The organism is Rhizobium laguerreae, from assembly GCF_019778565.1.
In the GTDB taxonomy this organism is placed as follows: Bacteria; Pseudomonadota; Alphaproteobacteria; order Rhizobiales; family Rhizobiaceae; genus Rhizobium; species Rhizobium laguerreae.
Genome location: NZ_JAAXQT010000001.1, coordinates 1100022 through 1116429 on the forward strand (window position 1 = coordinate 1100022; position 16408 = coordinate 1116429).

The following is a 16408-nucleotide window of genomic DNA, read 5'->3' on the forward strand; positions in this document are numbered from 1 at the left end:
TTTGGAAACATGGCGGATATATCCATCGGCCAAACCACACTCCGTCAACCCCGGTCGCGCAACGCGACCAGTCGCGCTGAGCGACCCAGTCGCCTTTAGCGACGCAACAAAGGAGTGTTCCATGATAAAGATCGACAAGGTTCTCTATACCGGCAAGACCCACACGACAGGCGGGCGCGACGGCGCTTCGCAAAGCGACGGCGGCGAATTGGACATCAAGCTTTCGCCTCCAGGCAGCAACCGTGCCGGCACCAATCCCGAACAGCTTTTCGCCGCCGGCTGGTCTGCCTGCTTCATCGGCGCGATCGGCATTGCTGCGGCTAAACAGAAGATCAGGCTTCCCGCAAATCTTGCCGTCGACACCGAGGTCGATCTCGGGGCGACCGACGGCGACTATTTCCTGCAGGCTCGCCTCAAGGTCAGCCTGCCAGGTATCGAAGCGGATCTGGCAAGGGCGCTTGTGGATGAAGCGCACCGCACCTGCCCCTATTCGAAAGCAACCCGCGGCAATATCAATGTCGAATTGAGCATTGCCTGACAGATGGGATCGATCGCCAAAAGGAAACATGACGAGGCCGATCGGGCCTCGTCGATGGAGGAACCAATGAGACTGATGATCATCTGCTTTCTGGGAGCGGCGATTTTCGCAGCGCCCTGCATCTACGATGTAAGTTCACAGGAGCCGTCGCCGCTTGCCGGCCTCGTGACGGCGGCATCCGCAGCTTCATCCTCAGGGGAGCGGCCGCCGCTCCAGCTGCTCTTTTAGATCACCAGGGAGAAAGACAGTGAAACTCTATCAGAACGAAATTTCCTCGGCGACATCTCGAGTCCGCATTGCACTCGCCCTGAAAGGCCTGACGGCCGAAGCGCTGCCGGTCACCATCCTCGGCGAAGATTCCGAGAGCCGACAGGCTGGATATCGCAGCGTCAATCCGCAGGGACTTGTGCCCGCCTTGTTGACGGATAGCGGCGTTCTCCTCACCCAGTCGCTGGCGATCGTCGAGTATCTCGATGAGCTGCAGCCTGAACCGCCGCTGCTGCCCGACACGGCGGAGGGCCGGGCGCAGGCACGGTCGATCGCGCTTGCGATCACAGCCGAGATCCATGCGCTGTTGCCGCCGCGGATCGGCCTGCATCTCAAAACAGCCTTCCAAGCCGACGCCGATGCCATCGCCGCCTGGAGCCGTCACTGGATCGGTGAGGGCATGGGTGCGGTCGAGACGATGATCGCCGGCCGCAGGCAAGGAGCTTTCGTTGTCGGAGACCGCCCGAGTATTGCCGATATCTTCCTCTTCCCGCAGGCGATCAGCGCGAGGCGCTTGGGGTTCGATTTCACGCAATGGCCTAATATCGCGGAGATCGTCGCAAAGCTCGAGGCGATACCGGCTTTTCGCGAGAACGCGCCGACGCCAAGGAAATGATGCGATTGATGAAGAAGCGACCGCAAGCGACTGCGGCTGCATTTCTTCTGGTGTTCGAATGAGACGTCGCTACCCGTTTGGCCGCTTCTCAGCGATTGACCCTTGCCTGCAGATGGGCGGGGGTAACGATCACCCTCTACCTTGATCGTGGCGAGCGCGCTTTCGATACTGGCGAGATCCTCGGCCGTCAGTTCCACCTCAGCGGCCTGGATGTTCTCCTCGAGGCGATGCAGCTTGGTGGTGCCGGGGATCGGCACGATCCAGCGCTTCTGCGCCAGCAGCCATGCGAGAGCCACCTGGGCAGAGGTTGCCTTCTTGCGCGTGGCAATCTCCGCGAGGAGATCGACGAGTACCTGGTTGGCCTTTCGCGCCTCCTGAGAAAAGCGCGGCACGATGTTGCGAAAGTCTTTGCTGTCGAAGGTGGTCGTCTCGCTGATCGCGCCGGTGAGGAAGCCCTTGCCAAGCGGGCTGAAGGGCACGAAACCGATGCCGAGTTCTTCGAGCGTCGGCAGGATTTCCTGCTCGGGTTCGCGCCACCACAGCGAATATTCGCTCTGGAGTGCCGCCACCGGCTGGACGGTATGGGCGCGGCGGATCGTCTGGGCGCCCGCTTCCGAGAGGCCTAAATGCCTGACTTTGCCTTCCGCGATCAGTGCCTTGACCGTTCCGGCGACATCCTCGATCGGAACATCGGTGTCGACGCGGTGCTGGTAGAAGAGATCGATGACATCGGTCTTCAAACGCTTCAGCGCCTGGTCGGCCACCGCGCGGATCTGTTCCGGCCGGCTGTTCATGCCGCTCTGGCCGCCATTGGCATCGAAGTTGAAACCGAATTTCGTGGCGATCACCACCTCTTCGCGGAAGGGGGCGAGGGCCTCTCCCAGAAGCTCTTCGTTCTTATAGGGGCCGTAGGCCTCGGCCGTGTCGAAGAAGGTCACGCCGCGTTCAAATGCCCGCCGGATCAGCGCGATGGCCTCCGAAATGTCCGTCGCCGGTCCATAGCCATAGCTCAGCCCCATGCAGCCGAGACCGATGGCTGAGACTTGAAGTCCGCTCTTTCCAAGTTCACGCTTCCGCATAGACGTTTCCTTTTCTAACCTTGGTATTGCGTATCGGTGACATGCTTCATCCAGTCGACGACCTTGCCATCGAGCTGTTCCTGGATGGCGATATGGGTCATTGCCGTCGTCGGCGATGCGCCGTGCCAATGGCGTTCAGCCGGAGCGAACGAGACGACGTCGCCGGCGCGGATTTTCTCGACGGGACCGCCTTCGCGCTGCACGCGACCGCAACCCGATGTGACGATCAGCGTCTGGCCGAGCGGATGGGTGTGCCAGGCGGTGCGGGCTCCGGGCTCGAAGGTAACGCTGGCGCCAGCCGCTCGTGCGGGGTTGGTAGCGGCAAACAGCGGGTCGACACGCACGCTGCCGGTAAACCAATCGGCCGGTCCTTTGGCCGAAGGCTGCGAACCACTTCGCTTGATCTCCATTTTTATCTTCCTTCCAATGTCGGGGTGGCCCGGTCAGTCCAGCCGGGCGCGTCCGCCTGGGCGGGACAGGTCCGCCTGGGCAGGACAGGTCCGCCTGAGATGACAGGATATTTAGCGCGTGCGCTTGGCCGCGATTAGTTGGTATAAACGGCAAGAACCCATGAGAAAGTTTCATAAATGCCGCGCCCCGTCGTCAATGACCTCATCGCCTTCCTCGCCGTCGCGCGCGCTCAAAGCTTCACCAAAGCGGCGGGCAAGCTCGGTGTCTCACAATCGGCGCTGAGCCACACCATCCGAGGGCTCGAGGAGCGGCTTGGACTGCGATTGCTGACACGCACGACGCGCAGCGTCTCGCCGACGGAGGCCGGCGAACGTCTGCTCGTCTCCATCGGGCCGCGGCTCGACGAGATCGAGAGCGAACTGGCTGCCTTAAGCGCATTCCGGGAGAAGCCGGCAGGCACTGTCCGCATCAATGCCGGCGAGCATGCGGCCGATGCCGTCCTCTGGCCCGCCTTGGAACAGCTCTTGCCCCATTATCCTGATGTCAATGTCGAGATCATCGTCGACTACGGTCTGACTGACATCGTCGCCGAGCGTTACGATGCGGGGGTGCGGCTTGGAGAACAGGTGGCGAAAGACATGATCGCGGTGCGCATCGGCCCCGACATGCGCATGGCCGTGGTCGGCGCTCCCACCTATTTCGACAGCAAGCCGACGCCGCTAACGCCGCAGGATCTAACCGACCACAGTTGCATCAATCTGCGCCTGCCGACTTATGGCAGCGTTTATGCATGGGAGTTCGAAAAGAACGGGCACGAGCTCAGGGTTCGCGTCGAAGGACAGTTGGTCTTCAACAATATCGCGCTCCGGCTGAACGCAGTGTTGGCGGGCATGGGTCTCGCCTACATGCCGGAGGACTTGGTCGAGGCACATCTTGCCAACGGGCGGCTGGTGCGAGTCCTCGAAGATTGGTGCCCACCATTTTCCGGCTACCATCTCTACTACCCGAGCCGCCGGCATACGTCGCCGGCATTCGCCCTCGTCGTCGATGCGCTTCGCCATCGGAGTTAAATCGCCGACCCCTCGGATCAGCACATTGGGACCATACGCGCTTGACCATTTGACATTCCTTCGACCGCCACTAATTCACAGTATAAACTGAAGGAAACAATGAATGAATACTGCTGTGCCTGCCATGAAAGCGCGGACCGGAGTGTCCGGTTTGGACACAATTCTGGCAGGGGGCCTTTCGCCAGGGCACGTGTTTCTCCTGGAGGGAAATCCGGGGGCGGGCAAGACAACGATTGCCCTGCAGTTCCTGATCGAAGGTGCGCGGCTCGGCGAGCAGGGGCTCTACATCACCCTTTCGGAAACCGAGAGTGAACTCCGTGCCGGTGCCGCATCGCACGGCATGGTGATCGACGGCAATATCGAGGTCTTCGAGGTCGTGCCTCCGGAAAGCCTGCTGGATGCCGACCAGCAGCAGAGCCTGCTCTATTCATCAGATCTGGAACTCGGAGAGACGACAAAGGAGATCTTTGCCGCTTTCGAGCGGATTAAGCCAAGTCGCGTGGTTCTCGACAGCCTGTCGGAGATAAGGCTTCTAGCTCAAAGCTCGCTGCGCTACCGCCGCCAGATCCTTGCGCTCAAACACTATTTTGCCCGGCAGGGGGCGACAGTCCTTTTGCTCGATGATCTGACGTCCGACGTGCTTGATAAAACGGTGCATAGCGTCGTGCACGGGGTCATCCATCTCGAGGAGATGGCGCCGAGCTACGGCGCTGAGCGCCGGCGGCTCAGGATCACAAAGTACCGTGGGCAAGCCTTCCGGGGCGGTTTCCACGATTTCACCATTCAAACCGGCGGCGTCATTGTTTTTCCACGTCTCGTCGCCGCCGAACATCGGTCGAGTTACGTCCGCGACGAGTTATCCTCAAATATTCCGGAACTGGACCTCCTATTGGGCGGGGGGGTGGAGAGAGGTTCCAGTACGCTTATCCTCGGTCCATCCGGTACCGGCAAGAGTACATTCTCGTTTCAATTCCTGGTCGCGGCGGTTGCGCGTGGCGAGAGAGCGGCGGCCTTCATCTTCGACGAAGAGCTTGGCCTGCTTTTTACGCGGCTCAAGGCGCTCGGAATCGATCTCGAGACGCTCAGGAGCAGCGGTCTAGTTCACATCGAACAGCTCGACGCGGCTGAACTGTCACCAGGTGAATTCGCGCATCGCGTGCGCGAATGCGTGGACAAGTCGCACGCCAAGACTGTCATCATCGATAGCATCAACGGCTATCAAGCGTCTATGCCCGATGAAAATTCGCTGATCCTTCACATGCATGAGTTGCTTCAATATTTGAACAGGCAAGGCGCCAATACCTTCCTTACCGTTGCACAGCATGGGCTTGTCGGCGACATGAAGGCGCCTGTCGACGTGACCTACCTCGCGGACACAGTCATACTGCTGCGCTACTTCGAGGCTGCGGGAAGGGTGCGGCGAGCGGTCTCCGTGATCAAGAAAAGAACTGGGCTGCATGAGGATACAATCCGAGAGTATCGTATCGACAGTTCCGGGCTGACGTTCGGGGATCCTCTGGTCGGGTTCCAAGGTGTGCTTCGCGGCGTTCCCGAATTTGTCACCGGCGCAGAGCCGCTCCTGTCGACTGATGGCGGGGATCGCGGCAATTCCTAATTCCGGCAAACCGAAAGCATTGATCTATACTCCCGCCGGACGCGATGCCCAGGTGGCGGTATCGCTAATCGACGAAGCCGGCCTATCATCGATTACGGCTGCCGACCTGAATGTCTTTGCCTCTTTACTGAACGATGAGATCGCGCTTGGCGTGCTGACCGAAGAGGCCGTTCGCTGGAGCGATTTGAAGCCGATTGCTGCCTGGGTCTCCGCCCAGCCAAGCTGGTCCGATCTACCGTTCATCGTGCTCACCACGCGCGGCGGCGGGCCTGAACGAAATCCGGCCGCTGCAAGGCTTTCCGAGGTTCTGGGCAACGTCACTTTCCTGGAAAGGCCGTTCCATGCGACCTCCTTCATCAGTATTGCGCGGACCGCGTTAAAAGGGCGCCTGCGCCAATATGAGGCTCAAGCTCAGCTCGAGGCTTTGGGCGAGGGCGAGCGACGGTTGCAGACGGCGCTTGCAGCCGGTCGTCTTGGGGCGTGGGAGCTGGAGCTATCCTCGATGGCCCTGTCTGCCTCGGCCACCTGCAAGGCAGTCTTCGGCCGAAAGCCGGACGATGATGTCACACGCGACGATCTGATCGCAAGCATCCATCCCGACGACCGGGATCTTGTGCTGGCACGCCTGCGCGAGACGATCGATACCGGACGCGACTATTCGATCGAGCACAGGACAATCTGGCCGGATGGTTCACTCCATTGGACGGAGGTCCATGCGCAGCTTTATTCCGACAGATATGGTTCCGCCAGGAAACTCGTCGGGGTCTGTTCCGATACCACCGCCCGCAAGACCATCGAGGAAAATCTGAGACGCCTCAATGAAAACCTCGAAGAGCGTGTGCGGGAACGGACGAGGGAGGTCAACGCCGCTCACCAGACGCTGCTGGAAGAAGTCGCCCAGCGTGAAAAAGCCGAGGAGCAGCTACGCCAATCGCAGAAGATGGAGGCAATCGGCCAGTTGACCGGCGGCGTCGCCCACGATTTCAACAATTTGCTGATGGTCGTTCTTGGAAATCTTGAATTGCTCGGCAAGCACGTTGCCGGAGATGCCAAGGCGACGCGTCTGGTCGACGGGGCGATTCAGGGTGCGCAGCGAGGGGCGGCCTTGACGCAGCGGCTGCTGGCTTTCGCCAGACAGCAGGATCTGCAGGTCAAGCCCGTCGATCTGACCGAGCTGGTCTCCGGCATGAAAGATCTGCTGCGGCGCTCGGTCGGATCCTCGATCGGCATCGAAACCAATCTGCCGACAAGCCTGCCGCCGGCCCTGGTTGATGCGAACCAGCTCGAATTGGCGCTGCTCAACCTTGCAGTCAATGCCCGCGATGCTATGCCGGACGGAGGCGCGCTGTCCATCTCGCTACGCGAGGAAAATGTTGCCGGCAATAAGGGTGGTCTCGGCGAAGGGCCTTATCTTGTCTTGGCGGTGGCCGACTGCGGCACCGGCATGGACGCGGAGACCCTGAAGAAGGCAGTCGATCCGTTTTTCTCGACCAAGGAACTCGGAAAGGGCACGGGCCTAGGCTTGTCGATGATCCATGGACTTGCCGTTCAGCTCAATGGCGCACTTCGTCTGACAAGCGAGCTTGGGGTGGGGACGACCGCGGAATTGTGGCTTCCGGCGACGGCTTGGCGAACCGAGGTGCCGGCCGAGTCGGAGGTGGTTGTTGAGCAAGCCGCATCCAAACTGAAGATCCTCCTGGTCGATGACGACGCCTTGATCGCCATGAGTTCGGTCGACATGCTTGAAGATCTCGGCCACGAGGTCGTCGAAGCAAACTCCGGCTCGCAGGCGCTGGAACTGATCAGTAGCGGTCAGCATTTCGACCTTGTCATCACCGACTATTCAATGCCCGGTATGACTGGAGCACAGCTTGCCCAGGCCGCGCGGGATATTTATCCGGCATTGCCGATCGTGCTGGCGACAGGTTACGCCGATCTTCCTGCCGGGACCGATATCGATCTTCCGAGATTGGCAAAGCCCTATGATCAGGCTCAGCTCGCCAAGGAAATCGCCAAAGCAATGGCAAGCGAAACGGCTCCGCTTCTTAGATCCGGCGGCGACGCAGGTGGTTCAAAGCCTCGGCTGTTCAAGGCCGACGATGTCAGCGATGAAATCGGCGATGGCGCCTGTGTCGTCTAGATCGAAGACCGGCAGGGCCGTATCCGTGACGGCATGATCGGCGGCGATAGCGCAGATATGGGGATCGCTCGGCGCCAATGGTTCACGATTTGCAGCTTCCAGGCGGCGGGCCTCGATCTTCGGGATCGGCTCGCGCTTGTAACCTTCGATCAGCACGAGGTCGCAGGGGGCGAGGCGGGCGAGGATCTCCTCGAACTCAGGTTCCGGCGCACCGCGCAGCTCGTGCATGATGGCGTAGCGGGTGCCAGAGACGATGGTGACCTCGTGGGCGCCGGCCTGGCGGTGGCGGTAGCTGTCGGCCCCGACCTTGTCGATGTCGAAATCATGATGGGCATGCTTGATCGTCGAGATCCTATAGCCGCGGCGGGTGAACTCCGTCACCAGTCGGACGGCGAGCCCCGTCTTGCCTGAGTTCTTCCAGCCGGCGATGCCGAAGATTTTCGGTGCGGTCATGCGCGGAGGGCCTCCAGCCAGCGTTCCGCCTCGACGAGATCATCAGGCGTGTTGATGTTGAAGAAGGGATCGAGCAGGCTGGCGCGGGTCGGATGCAGCGGGAACGCCACTTCCGTAACGTCATGCCTTAACAGGAAGTCGCGTACGCGGCGCTTCTCGTCGGCGGCGATCCAGGCTTCGAGATCGGCGGCCAGCGTCACTGGCCAGACCCCGAAGACGGGATGGCTGCGGCCCTCGGAGGCGGCAATGGCGATCTGCGACGAGTGCTCGATCGCCGCCGCCAGCCGGGCGACGAGATCGGCCGGGAAGAACGGGCAATCCACCGAGACCGTGACGACGTGGGTGATTGAGGGAAGGCCGGCGGCATAAACCATAGCCGCATGGATGCCGGCCATTGGTCCGGCCTTGCCGGGAAAACGGTCGGGAACGACAGGCACGTCCTCGGGGGCGGTTTCGGCATTGACGGCAACGAGCAAGGCCTGTTGCGAGAGGCGGGTCAGCACATGGTGGAGCAGGTTCTCGGCCCCGAGCATTACGCCCGCCTTGTCGCGGCCCATGCGCTGCGAACGTCCGCCGGCCAGCACGACGCCCGCTATATGAGATTTATCCAACGAGAATTCAGCCATCATCCTTCCTCAGCCATCATCTTGCTTCAGACGGGCGCGCGCGGAGCAGATTTCTGCGCGATCGGCGACACACGGCGCTTGGCCTCACGATAGAACGTATAGAGGCCGGAGGCGATGACGATCGCAGCCCCGACGAGCGTCCAGCTGTCAGGCACTTCGGCGAAGAAGAGGAAGCCGAGCAGAGAGGAGAAGATCAGGCTGGTATAGCGGAACGGCGCGACGAAAGAAATTTCGCCGGTGCGCATGGCGAGGATGACCGACTGGTAGCCGACGAGCACCAGCACCGATGCGAACACGAGATGCCCAAGCGCGTTAGCGCTGACCGGCTGCCAGCCGCCGAGCACCGGGATGAGGAGCGCGCCGAAGAAGGAGGCTGATATGGCGGTGATGACGGTTATCATCAGCGAGGGAATCTCGGGACTGATGCTCCGGGTGGCGAGATCGCGGCCAGCCGTCGTCAGCACCGCGGCAACGCAGAGGAGGGCGGCGGCGGTGAATCCCTCAGGGCCGGGGCGGATGATGATCATCACGCCGACGAGGCCGACGAGGATCGCCGACCAGCGCCGCCAACCCACCGGCTCGCCAAAGAAGAGCGCCGCACCGAAGGTGACGACCAACGGCAGCGACTGCAGGATCGCCGAGGCATTGGCGATCGGCATCATGCCGAGCGCGGTGATATAGGTGACGGCGGCGAGCGCCTCGCAGATGATCCTGAAGATGATCATCGGCTCCAGCACGATGCGCCAGGAACGCAGCGCGCCCATTCTCCAGGCGATCAGATAGACGAGCAGGCTGGTGAAGAGGCCGCGGAGGAACATGATCTCGCCGGCGTTCATATAGGCGATCACCGATTTGGACAGAGCGTCGCTTGCGGAAAAGCCGGCCATCGCCAAGCTCATATAGATTGCGCCCTCAGTATTGCGTGACCGCGGCATGAAGAGATTCCCGTTACCTGTGCGCTCCTTTTAGTCGCGAAGATGCATGAAGGGAATCGGATGAATGTCACACAAAGCATAAATCGATGATGCGGTGCACAATGGCGTCTACGTCAACGCAGGCGTGTGCGTGGAGGTCGCCGCAAACCGCCATTTACATGGTTTAATACCGATCCTTCCGACGCGGCGATCAAGGTTCGAACCTGACCCGGTGGCGCGTCGCTGTGACCGAAATCAGCGGCCATAGGCGGGTTTTTCCTTTCCCGCGCGGGAAACGGGTGGCTGCATCGCCTGATGTTTGAGATCTCAGATGCCGCAACAACGAAGGAGAAACCGATATGACTCTTCTGAACGACAAGATCGCCATCATCACCGGCGCAAGCTCCGGCATCGGCCGCGCGGCGGCGAAACTTTTTGCGCGGGAAGGCGCCAAGCTCGTGGTCAACGGCCGGCGGCAGGACGAGCTGGAGGTCGTCGTAGCCGAAATCGAGGCGGAGGGCGGTCAGGCCATCGCCATATCAGGCGATGTCAGGGACGAGGCGTTGCAGGCAAGCCTCGTGGAAACCGCTGTTTCGCGCTTCGGCGGGCTCGATATCGCCTTCAACAATGCCGGCATCATCGGCGACATGGCGCCTGTGGCTGGACTGGCGCTGGAAGGTTGGCGCGAGACGATCGAGACCAATCTTACCGCCGCCTTTCTCGGCGCTAAGCACCAGTCGGCGGCGATCGGAAACCGCGGCGGATCGCTGATCTTCACCTCGACTTTCGTCGGCCACACCGCCGGCATGCCTGGTATGGCCGCTTATGCGGCGAGCAAGGCGGGGCTGATCGGTTTCGTGCAGGTGCTCGCCGCTGAACTCGGGAGGCAGAACATCCGCGTCAACGCCCTACTTCCCGGCGGCACCGACACACCCGCCAGCATCACCAACGCGCCGGACGCCACGCCAGAAGTCCTTGCCTTCGTCGAGGGACTGCATGCGCTGAAACGCATGGCCCAACCCGAAGAGATCGCCAATGCGGCGCTTTTCCTCGCCTCCGACATGTCGAGCTTCGTGACCGGCACGGCGATGCTGGCTGACGGCGGCGTTTCGATCAGCCGGACTTAAGGCGGACAAGCGAAGGTGCCGTCAGGGTCATCACTGCGGCATGTTCTTTGTTGCGGCGGGCTATGCCGCCGCAACAAAGGCATCGATCAGGCGACCTCGCGTACGTCTTTTGCCGCCTGGCGTTCGAGATAGGCGACCAGATCCTCGATGGTGACGAGGAGGAGGTTGTGGCGTTTGGCAAAAAGGGTGAGTTCGGGCAGGCGCGACATGGTTCCGTCGTCATTGGCGACTTCGCAGATGACGCCGGCCGGGGTCCTTCCGGCGAGGCGGGCGAGATCGACGGCGGCTTCGGTGTGGCCGGGGCGACCGAGCACGCCGCGGGGGTTGGCGCGCAGCGGAAAGATGTGGCCGGGGCGGGCGAATTCGTCAGGCTTTGTGCGATCGTCGACGAGGGCGCTGATGGTCGCGGCGCGGTCCGCCGCAGAGATGCCCGTCGTCGTGCCCTTGAGATAATCGACCGAGACCGTGAAGGCGGTTTTGTGCGATTCCGTATTGTTGGGCACCATCAGCGGAATATCGAGCGCATCGAGGCGCTCGCCTTCCATGGCGATGCAGACGAGGCCACGGGCGTGGGTCATCATGAAGGCGATTGTTTCCGGGGTGACGGCATCGGCCGCGACCACGATATCGCCTTCGTTTTCCCGGTTCTGGTCATCGACGACGACGACCATCTTGCCGCTGGCAATGGCTGATATGGCATCTTCAATTGTTGCGATAGTCATGCTGTCTGGCCTTTCAAGGGTTATGTCAGCGGACTGACATGGTCTGCTCGGCTCAATCCGTGAGCGAGCCTTCTGCCCTTGGGCGAACAAACGTCGGCCGACTCCGGGATGGAGTGCGACTGCCCGTGTTGTCCTCTTCCATCCGGACTATACCGTCGGCTCCGGCATTCACCGGATCTGCTGACCTTCCGACAGGAGGTGCCGGAAGCGCTCGCGGGCTCCAGGATTGCTCCTGATACCGCCGGTGGGGAATTACACCCCGCCCTGAGAACATTTCAAAGATAGGATCAAAAACAGGCGGATGGCAAGGTCACACGACCGGGCAAAAATGCAAAGCTGCCCTAACGCCGATGGACACACTGTTCACAGGAGGCGACGACCGTGTCGCCCCAGTGCATCGTTGGTGGTTTGATCTTTGTCCCAAAACCGCTGCACACTTTTGGGCGAAATGTATCAGGACATGATCAGGCCGCCGTCGACATTGATCGTCTGGCCGGTGATATAGGCGGCATCCTCGCTGGCGAGGAAGGTCACCAGGCCGGCGACGTCTTCGCCGGAGCCGGCCCGTTTCATCGGGATGCCCTCGACCCATTCCTTCATCAACTCGCCGGGGGCGTAGTTGCCGAGCAGCTTGCCCCAGGCCTGGTCGTTATAGGCCCACATGTCGGTCTCGATGATGCCGGGGCAGAAGGCGTTGACGGTGATCTTCTCAGTCGCGACTTCCTTGGCCAGGCTCTGGGTGATGCCGACGACGCCCATTTTCGAGGCGGCATAATGCGGCGTGTAGATAAAGCCGTCACGGGCCTGGCCGGAAGCGGTGTTGATGATGCGGCCGCCGCGCTTGTGCTTGCGCATTCTCGATATCGCCTCCTGGGCGCAGAGGAAGACGCCCTTGGTGTTGACGGCCATGACCTTGTCCCACTCGTTTTCGGTCAGGTCCTCGACGCGGGCAATGGTGATGACGCCGGCGTTCTGGATCGAGACGTCGACCGAGCCGAATTCCTTCTCGGCGGCATCATAGAGGGCGGTGACGCTCGCCTTGTCGGTGACGTCGCCGATGAAGGAGATCGCCTTGCCGCCTTCGGCCCGGATCTGTTCGGCAACGCCGTGAACCAGCTCCTCGTTGGCCGAGACGACGAGATTGGCGCCTTCTTTCGCAAAGCGTTTGGCGATCGCCGCTCCGATGCCGCGGCTACCCCCGGTAATGACGACGGTCTTCTGCTCAAAGCGTTTCATGCTCTTTCCTTGTCCATCGATAAACAGCAAATCTGGATGCGAACTACCATGCGATCATCATTGGGAGCTCAACTGGTTGTCGTGAATTCAGGCAGTCCTAAGCGCTGATGACGACGCCTGAGCTCTCCGTCCGTTCAATCAGCGCGAAGGGCGGGCAGACGACGATATCGCACGCCGTCGTGCCCGTTATTCCCTTCAGCGCCTCGATCTCAGCTAGGGAGGAAGCGAGATCGGTCACTTTCCCGCGGCGGCAATGAGCTTTCCCATCACCAGCAGCAGAAACCGCCGTCAACGAGAAGATCGACGCCGGTCACGAAACTCGCTGCATTCGACAGCAGGAACACCGCCGGACCTACCATCTCGTCCACCGCTGCCATGCGCTGCATCGGCGTCTGCTCTTCGAAGAGTTTGGTCTGGTGGACCATCTCCGGACGGGTGTTCATGGGCGTTGCCGTGTATCCGGGGGAGATGGTGTTGACGCGAATGCCGCGGTCGACCCATTCCATGGCCATAGACTTCGACATATGGATCACGCCCGCCTTGGAGGCGTTATAGTGCGCTTGGCTCAGCCCCCGGTTCACGATCACGCCGGACATGGAGGCGATATTGACGATGGAGCCGCGCCCATTTTTCAGCATGGCGCGAGCCTCTGCCTGGCAGGAAAGAAAGACGCCTTTGAGGTTGATATCCATCAACGTCTGATATTGGTCCTCCTCCATTTCTTCCGCTGCGTTCGCGTTCGCGATGCCCGCCGCGTTGACTGCAAGTGTCAATGGGCCGAGGTCTGCCTCAGTACGTGCTATTGCCTCTCCAAGGGAAGACTTGCTCGTGACATCCGCCGCGATCTGGATCGAGCGGCGGCCGGCGGCGCGAATATGTTCAGCCGTCTTGGCCAGTCCGTCGTCGGTTCGGCGGTCGAGCAGCGCCACGTCGGCGCCGCATTGCGCAAGGCCGATGGCAATGCGCTGACCAATACCGCTGCCGGCTCCGGTAACGATGGCAACCTGGCCGCTGAGATCGAAAAGCTTCGGGGCGTTCAGAGTGATGTCGGACACCGCTCTTCCTTTCTCTGTCTGTTTAGATGGTAGCTAGCTCCATGACCGAAACGTCATTTGCCTGGTCACGATTGAGAATCCCCGCCTGCTTGCCTTGCGCAAGCACGAGAATGCGATTGGAGACTCCGAGAACTTCTTCGAGGTCCGAGCTTACGACGATGACCGCGACGCCCTGTTTGGCAAGATTGACGATGATGTCGTAGATGCCCGCTCTGGCGCCGACGTCGATGCCTCTCGTAGGCTCGTCGAGCACGACGACCTTGGGATCGCGCATGAGCCACTTCGCGATCACGACCTTCTGCTGGTTGCCGCCGGATAGGTCCGAGGCGTGCTGTTCAGCACGGCCCTTTACCCCGAACTTGGCAACTGCTTTTTCTGCAAAGGAGCGCTTGACGCGCGGCGTGATCCAACCGCCGCCGAGTTTGTCAAGATTGGCATAGATAATGTTCTCGCTGATCCGGTGCCCGACGATCAGGCCTTGCTCCTTGCGGTCTTCCGGAACCATCACGATACCCTTGGCGATTGCGTCCGCCGGATCGCGCAGCCTGAGTTCCTCGCCTTCCAGCTTGATCGAACCAGCACTGATTGGGTCTGCTCCCGAAATCGCACGCACCAGTTCGGTGCGGCCGGCGCCGACCAATCCGGCGATCCCCAGAATTTCCCCGGCCCGGACCTCGAAGGTAACGTCACGGAACGAGTTGTCCGGCGAGCTCAGCCCGGACACCTGGAGTACGGGACGATCTGTCGGAACCGGCAGGGTAGGGAACAAGCGGTCAAGCGGGCGCCCGACCATGCTCTCGACAATCGTTCGCACCGGGGTCGCGCTGTCTGAGAATTCCTGCACGCGCTCGCCATCGCGAAGAACGACGATCCGGTCGGTTATTCGCTTGATCTCTTCCATGCGGTGGGAAATGTAGACGATGCCGACACCTTGTGAGCGAAGCTTCCGAACCTGTTCGAAAAGAGCTTCCGTCTCCGCACCGCCAAGGGCGGCTGTCGGCTCATCGAGAATCAGGAGCTTTGCGTTGAGAGCCAGCGCCTTGGCGATCTCGATAAGTTGCTGATTTGCCGTGGCAAGGCCGGCGACCGTCCGCGTTGCGGGTATGTGAAGGTTCAAGCGAGCGAGCTGGTCCTGGGCCCGGCGAACCATCTGGGCGCGGTCGACGACGCCGTTCTTCATCGGCCAGCGTCCGATGAACACGTTTTCCGCGATCGACAGCTGCGGCAGAAGCTGCAGCTCTTGGTGGATCAGGACAACGCCCTTGTCGATCGCTTCCCTTGGTGTGGCCGGGGCATAAGGCTGCCCCAGCCACGTCATTGATCCTTCGGATGGTGTGCGGGACCCGGCGATGATGCCCGATAGCGTTGACTTGCCTGCTCCGTTTTCACCGAGAAGTGCAACTACCTCGCCCGGATAGACGTCCAAGCTGACATTCTTCAGAACCTGGAGCGGCCCATACCATTTGGATATGCCCCTCAGGGAAAGAACTGGATCAGTCACGGCACACCTCCTCTAGACCTCGACTTCATTACGGATGGTTGGCGATGAAGCCTGCGACGTTTTCCTTGGTTGTCAGCGTGGCATCCAGGAGTTGGACCGGCGGCACTTTCTCCCCGGCAACAAGCTTGGCGGCGTTTTCAACCGCGTCGCGGCCCATCTTCTGCGTCTGCTGTGTCGCCGTTACGTTGAAGACGCCCTTGCTCAGCGCTTCGAGAGCTGCGGTGTCGCCATCGAAGCCGCCAACCACGATCTTCTGCGACGGATTGGCGACCTTGATCGCCTGCGCGGCGCCGAGGGCGAGGCCGTCGGCCTGGGCGAACACGATCGAAACGTCCGGATTTGCCTGCAGCATATTCTGCATGATCTGGAAGCCTTCGTCCTGGCTCCAGATGTTTGAGAATTGCTCGGCGACAACCTTGACGTCCGGATATGCCTTGAGAGATTCAGCGCAGCCCTTCGAACGATCGACTTCCGGCGTTGTGCCTTTCTGGCCGTGGATGATGACCATCTTCCCCTTGCCGCCGGCTTCCTTCAGGATGTAGTCGCATACGGCCTTGGCAGACGCGACGGAATCCGTTGCAAGGAAGGTATCGCCGGGTGCTCCCTCGGCGTTGCGGTCAACGTTCACGACCGGGATACCAGCGCTTTTCGCCAGCTTGACCGGAACGGTCGCAGCCGCCGCGCCGGCCGGAATGTAGATCAGCGCGTCGATTTTCTGGGTTAGAAGATCCTGGATCTGGTTGACCTGTGTCGGCCCGTCGCCCTTTGCGTCGACCGTGATGACTTCGATGCCGCGCTTTTTGGCTTCGGCTTCGACCGATTGTTTGATCTGGTTGAAGAAGTTTGCCTGAAGGTTGGCAACGGCCAGGCCGAGCTTCTTCAGTTCCGCCGCATGTACGGGGCCAAGCATGAGACCGAGCAGGGCAGCAGACGCGAGCATGGTGCGCGCAATTTTCATTGTATTTCCTCCGTTGTTTGATGGAACCCTCGGGTATGTCCTCCCCCTCGGGGTATTGATCCGCCCCAAACCCTTGGAGC

17 protein-coding genes, 1 pseudogene and 1 riboswitch are annotated in these 16408 nt (G+C 60.9%); of the genes and pseudogenes, 7 read left to right on the forward strand and 11 right to left on the reverse strand.

Annotated elements, in window-relative coordinates:
• Positions 1-121 precede the first annotated feature (121 nt).
• From HFO71_RS05440 to maiA, 3 genes are all read left to right on the forward strand, one after another.
• Positions 122-538, forward strand: a complete 417-nt coding sequence (locus HFO71_RS05440) for an organic hydroperoxide resistance protein (protein ID WP_077978361.1) — start codon at positions 122-124, stop codon at positions 536-538.
• 66 nt (positions 539-604) lie between these two features.
• Entirely contained in the window at positions 605-766 is a 162-nt protein-coding gene (locus tag HFO71_RS05445) for a hypothetical protein (RefSeq protein ID WP_020050250.1), read from the forward strand.
• 19 nt (positions 767-785) lie between these two features.
• A complete protein-coding gene (gene maiA, locus HFO71_RS05450) occupies positions 786-1421 on the forward strand; it encodes a maleylacetoacetate isomerase (protein WP_131642392.1) in 636 nt (211 codons plus the stop codon).
• Between the two features lie 88 nt (positions 1422-1509).
• On the opposite strand, the pseudogene HFO71_RS05455 reads toward maiA, so the two are convergent.
• Positions 1510-2500 (reverse strand): annotated as a pseudogene (locus HFO71_RS05455) (aldo/keto reductase).
• 14 nt (positions 2501-2514) lie between these two features.
• Positions 2515-2910 (reverse strand): (R)-mandelonitrile lyase, encoded by a 396-nt coding sequence (locus HFO71_RS05460; RefSeq protein WP_221987607.1) that lies wholly within the window; start codon positions 2908-2910, stop codon positions 2515-2517.
• A 177-nt stretch (positions 2911-3087) separates the two neighbouring features.
• On the opposite strand from HFO71_RS05460, the gene HFO71_RS05465 reads away from it, so the two are divergent.
• The 3 genes from HFO71_RS05465 to HFO71_RS05475 all read left to right on the forward strand — a co-directional run bounded on the left by HFO71_RS05465 (position 3088) and on the right by HFO71_RS05475 (position 7736).
• A complete protein-coding gene (locus tag HFO71_RS05465) occupies positions 3088-3981 on the forward strand; it encodes a LysR family transcriptional regulator (protein ID WP_077978358.1) in 894 nt (297 codons plus the stop codon).
• Positions 3982-4084: 103 nt separating this feature from the next.
• Entirely contained in the window at positions 4085-5596 is a 1512-nt protein-coding gene (locus HFO71_RS05470; protein WP_221987609.1) for an ATPase domain-containing protein, read from the forward strand.
• Complete coding sequence (locus HFO71_RS05475) at positions 5571-7736, forward strand: hybrid sensor histidine kinase/response regulator (RefSeq protein WP_221987611.1); 2166 nt, start codon at positions 5571-5573, stop codon at positions 7734-7736. The genes HFO71_RS05470 and HFO71_RS05475 overlap by 26 nt, the downstream gene beginning before the upstream one ends.
• On the opposite strand, the gene mobB is transcribed toward HFO71_RS05475, so the two are convergent.
• Genes mobB through HFO71_RS05490 form a run of 3 tightly spaced genes read right to left on the reverse strand, consistent with a single transcriptional unit; the run spans position 7668 to position 9750 of the window.
• A complete protein-coding gene (gene mobB / locus HFO71_RS05480; RefSeq protein ID WP_077978355.1) occupies positions 7668-8189 on the reverse strand; it encodes a molybdopterin-guanine dinucleotide biosynthesis protein B in 522 nt (173 codons plus the stop codon). The genes HFO71_RS05475 and mobB overlap by 69 nt on opposite strands.
• Positions 8186-8815: a molybdenum cofactor guanylyltransferase MobA gene (gene mobA / locus HFO71_RS05485; RefSeq protein ID WP_221987613.1), complete on the reverse strand. Its 630-nt coding sequence runs from the start codon at positions 8813-8815 to the stop codon at positions 8186-8188. The genes mobB and mobA overlap by 4 nt, the downstream gene beginning before the upstream one ends.
• 26 nt (positions 8816-8841) lie before the next feature.
• Entirely contained in the window at positions 8842-9750 is a 909-nt protein-coding gene (locus HFO71_RS05490) for a DMT family transporter (protein WP_077978353.1), read from the reverse strand.
• A gap of 338 nt (positions 9751-10088) precedes the next feature.
• On the opposite strand from HFO71_RS05490, the gene HFO71_RS05495 reads away from it, so the two are divergent.
• A complete protein-coding gene (locus HFO71_RS05495; RefSeq protein WP_221987615.1) occupies positions 10089-10856 on the forward strand; it encodes an SDR family oxidoreductase in 768 nt (255 codons plus the stop codon).
• Between the two features lie 86 nt (positions 10857-10942).
• On the opposite strand, the gene ribB is transcribed toward HFO71_RS05495, so the two are convergent.
• The 6 genes from ribB to HFO71_RS05525 all read right to left on the reverse strand — a co-directional run bounded on the left by ribB (position 10943) and on the right by HFO71_RS05525 (position 16328).
• Entirely contained in the window at positions 10943-11578 is a 636-nt protein-coding gene (ribB, locus tag HFO71_RS05500) for a 3,4-dihydroxy-2-butanone-4-phosphate synthase (RefSeq protein ID WP_077978352.1), read from the reverse strand.
• A 126-nt stretch (positions 11579-11704) separates the two neighbouring features.
• A riboswitch (FMN riboswitch) is annotated at positions 11705-11854 on the reverse strand.
• A 177-nt stretch (positions 11855-12031) separates the two neighbouring features.
• Positions 12032-12814: a glucose 1-dehydrogenase gene (locus HFO71_RS05505; RefSeq protein WP_077978351.1), complete on the reverse strand. Its 783-nt coding sequence runs from the start codon at positions 12812-12814 to the stop codon at positions 12032-12034.
• 97 nt (positions 12815-12911) lie between these two features.
• Positions 12912-13052: a hypothetical protein gene (locus HFO71_RS05510; RefSeq protein WP_165940254.1), complete on the reverse strand. Its 141-nt coding sequence runs from the start codon at positions 13050-13052 to the stop codon at positions 12912-12914.
• A gap of 28 nt (positions 13053-13080) precedes the next feature.
• Positions 13081-13869: an SDR family oxidoreductase gene (locus tag HFO71_RS05515; RefSeq protein WP_003540277.1), complete on the reverse strand. Its 789-nt coding sequence runs from the start codon at positions 13867-13869 to the stop codon at positions 13081-13083.
• 22 nt (positions 13870-13891) lie between these two features.
• Complete coding sequence (locus HFO71_RS05520; RefSeq protein ID WP_221987617.1) at positions 13892-15370, reverse strand: sugar ABC transporter ATP-binding protein; 1479 nt, start codon at positions 15368-15370, stop codon at positions 13892-13894.
• A gap of 28 nt (positions 15371-15398) precedes the next feature.
• Positions 15399-16328 carry a sugar ABC transporter substrate-binding protein gene (locus HFO71_RS05525; protein WP_003540275.1) on the reverse strand — a complete coding sequence of 310 codons (930 nt, stop codon included), beginning with the start codon at positions 16326-16328 and terminating at the stop codon, positions 15399-15401.
• Positions 16329-16408 lie beyond the last annotated feature (80 nt).

What these genes read in the sequence shown, in the direction of transcription:
- HFO71_RS05440 (WP_077978361.1), top strand. Translation starts at nt 122, where the DNA reads ATGATAAAGATCGACAAGGTTCTCTATACCGGCAAGACCCACACGACA.
- HFO71_RS05445 (WP_020050250.1), top strand. Translation starts at nt 605, where the DNA reads ATGAGACTGATGATCATCTGCTTTCTGGGAGCGGCGATTTTCGCAGCG.
- HFO71_RS05460 (WP_221987607.1), bottom strand. Translation starts at nt 2,910, where the DNA reads ATGGAGATCAAGCGAAGTGGTTCGCAGCCTTCGGCCAAAGGACCGGCC.
- HFO71_RS05465 (WP_077978358.1), top strand. Translation starts at nt 3,088, where the DNA reads ATGCCGCGCCCCGTCGTCAATGACCTCATCGCCTTCCTCGCCGTCGCG.
- HFO71_RS05470 (WP_221987609.1), top strand. Translation starts at nt 4,085, where the DNA reads ATGAATACTGCTGTGCCTGCCATGAAAGCGCGGACCGGAGTGTCCGGT.
- HFO71_RS05475 (WP_221987611.1), top strand. Translation starts at nt 5,571, where the DNA reads ATGGCGGGGATCGCGGCAATTCCTAATTCCGGCAAACCGAAAGCATTG.
- mobB (WP_077978355.1), bottom strand. Translation starts at nt 8,189, where the DNA reads ATGACCGCACCGAAAATCTTCGGCATCGCCGGCTGGAAGAACTCAGGC.
- mobA (WP_221987613.1), bottom strand. Translation starts at nt 8,815, where the DNA reads ATGGCTGAATTCTCGTTGGATAAATCTCATATAGCGGGCGTCGTGCTG.
- HFO71_RS05490 (WP_077978353.1), bottom strand. Translation starts at nt 9,750, where the DNA reads ATGCCGCGGTCACGCAATACTGAGGGCGCAATCTATATGAGCTTGGCG.
- HFO71_RS05495 (WP_221987615.1), top strand. Translation starts at nt 10,089, where the DNA reads ATGACTCTTCTGAACGACAAGATCGCCATCATCACCGGCGCAAGCTCC.
- ribB (WP_077978352.1), bottom strand. Translation starts at nt 11,578, where the DNA reads ATGACTATCGCAACAATTGAAGATGCCATATCAGCCATTGCCAGCGGC.
- HFO71_RS05505 (WP_077978351.1), bottom strand. Translation starts at nt 12,814, where the DNA reads ATGAAACGCTTTGAGCAGAAGACCGTCGTCATTACCGGGGGTAGCCGC.
- HFO71_RS05525 (WP_003540275.1), bottom strand. Translation starts at nt 16,328, where the DNA reads ATGAAAATTGCGCGCACCATGCTCGCGTCTGCTGCCCTGCTCGGTCTC.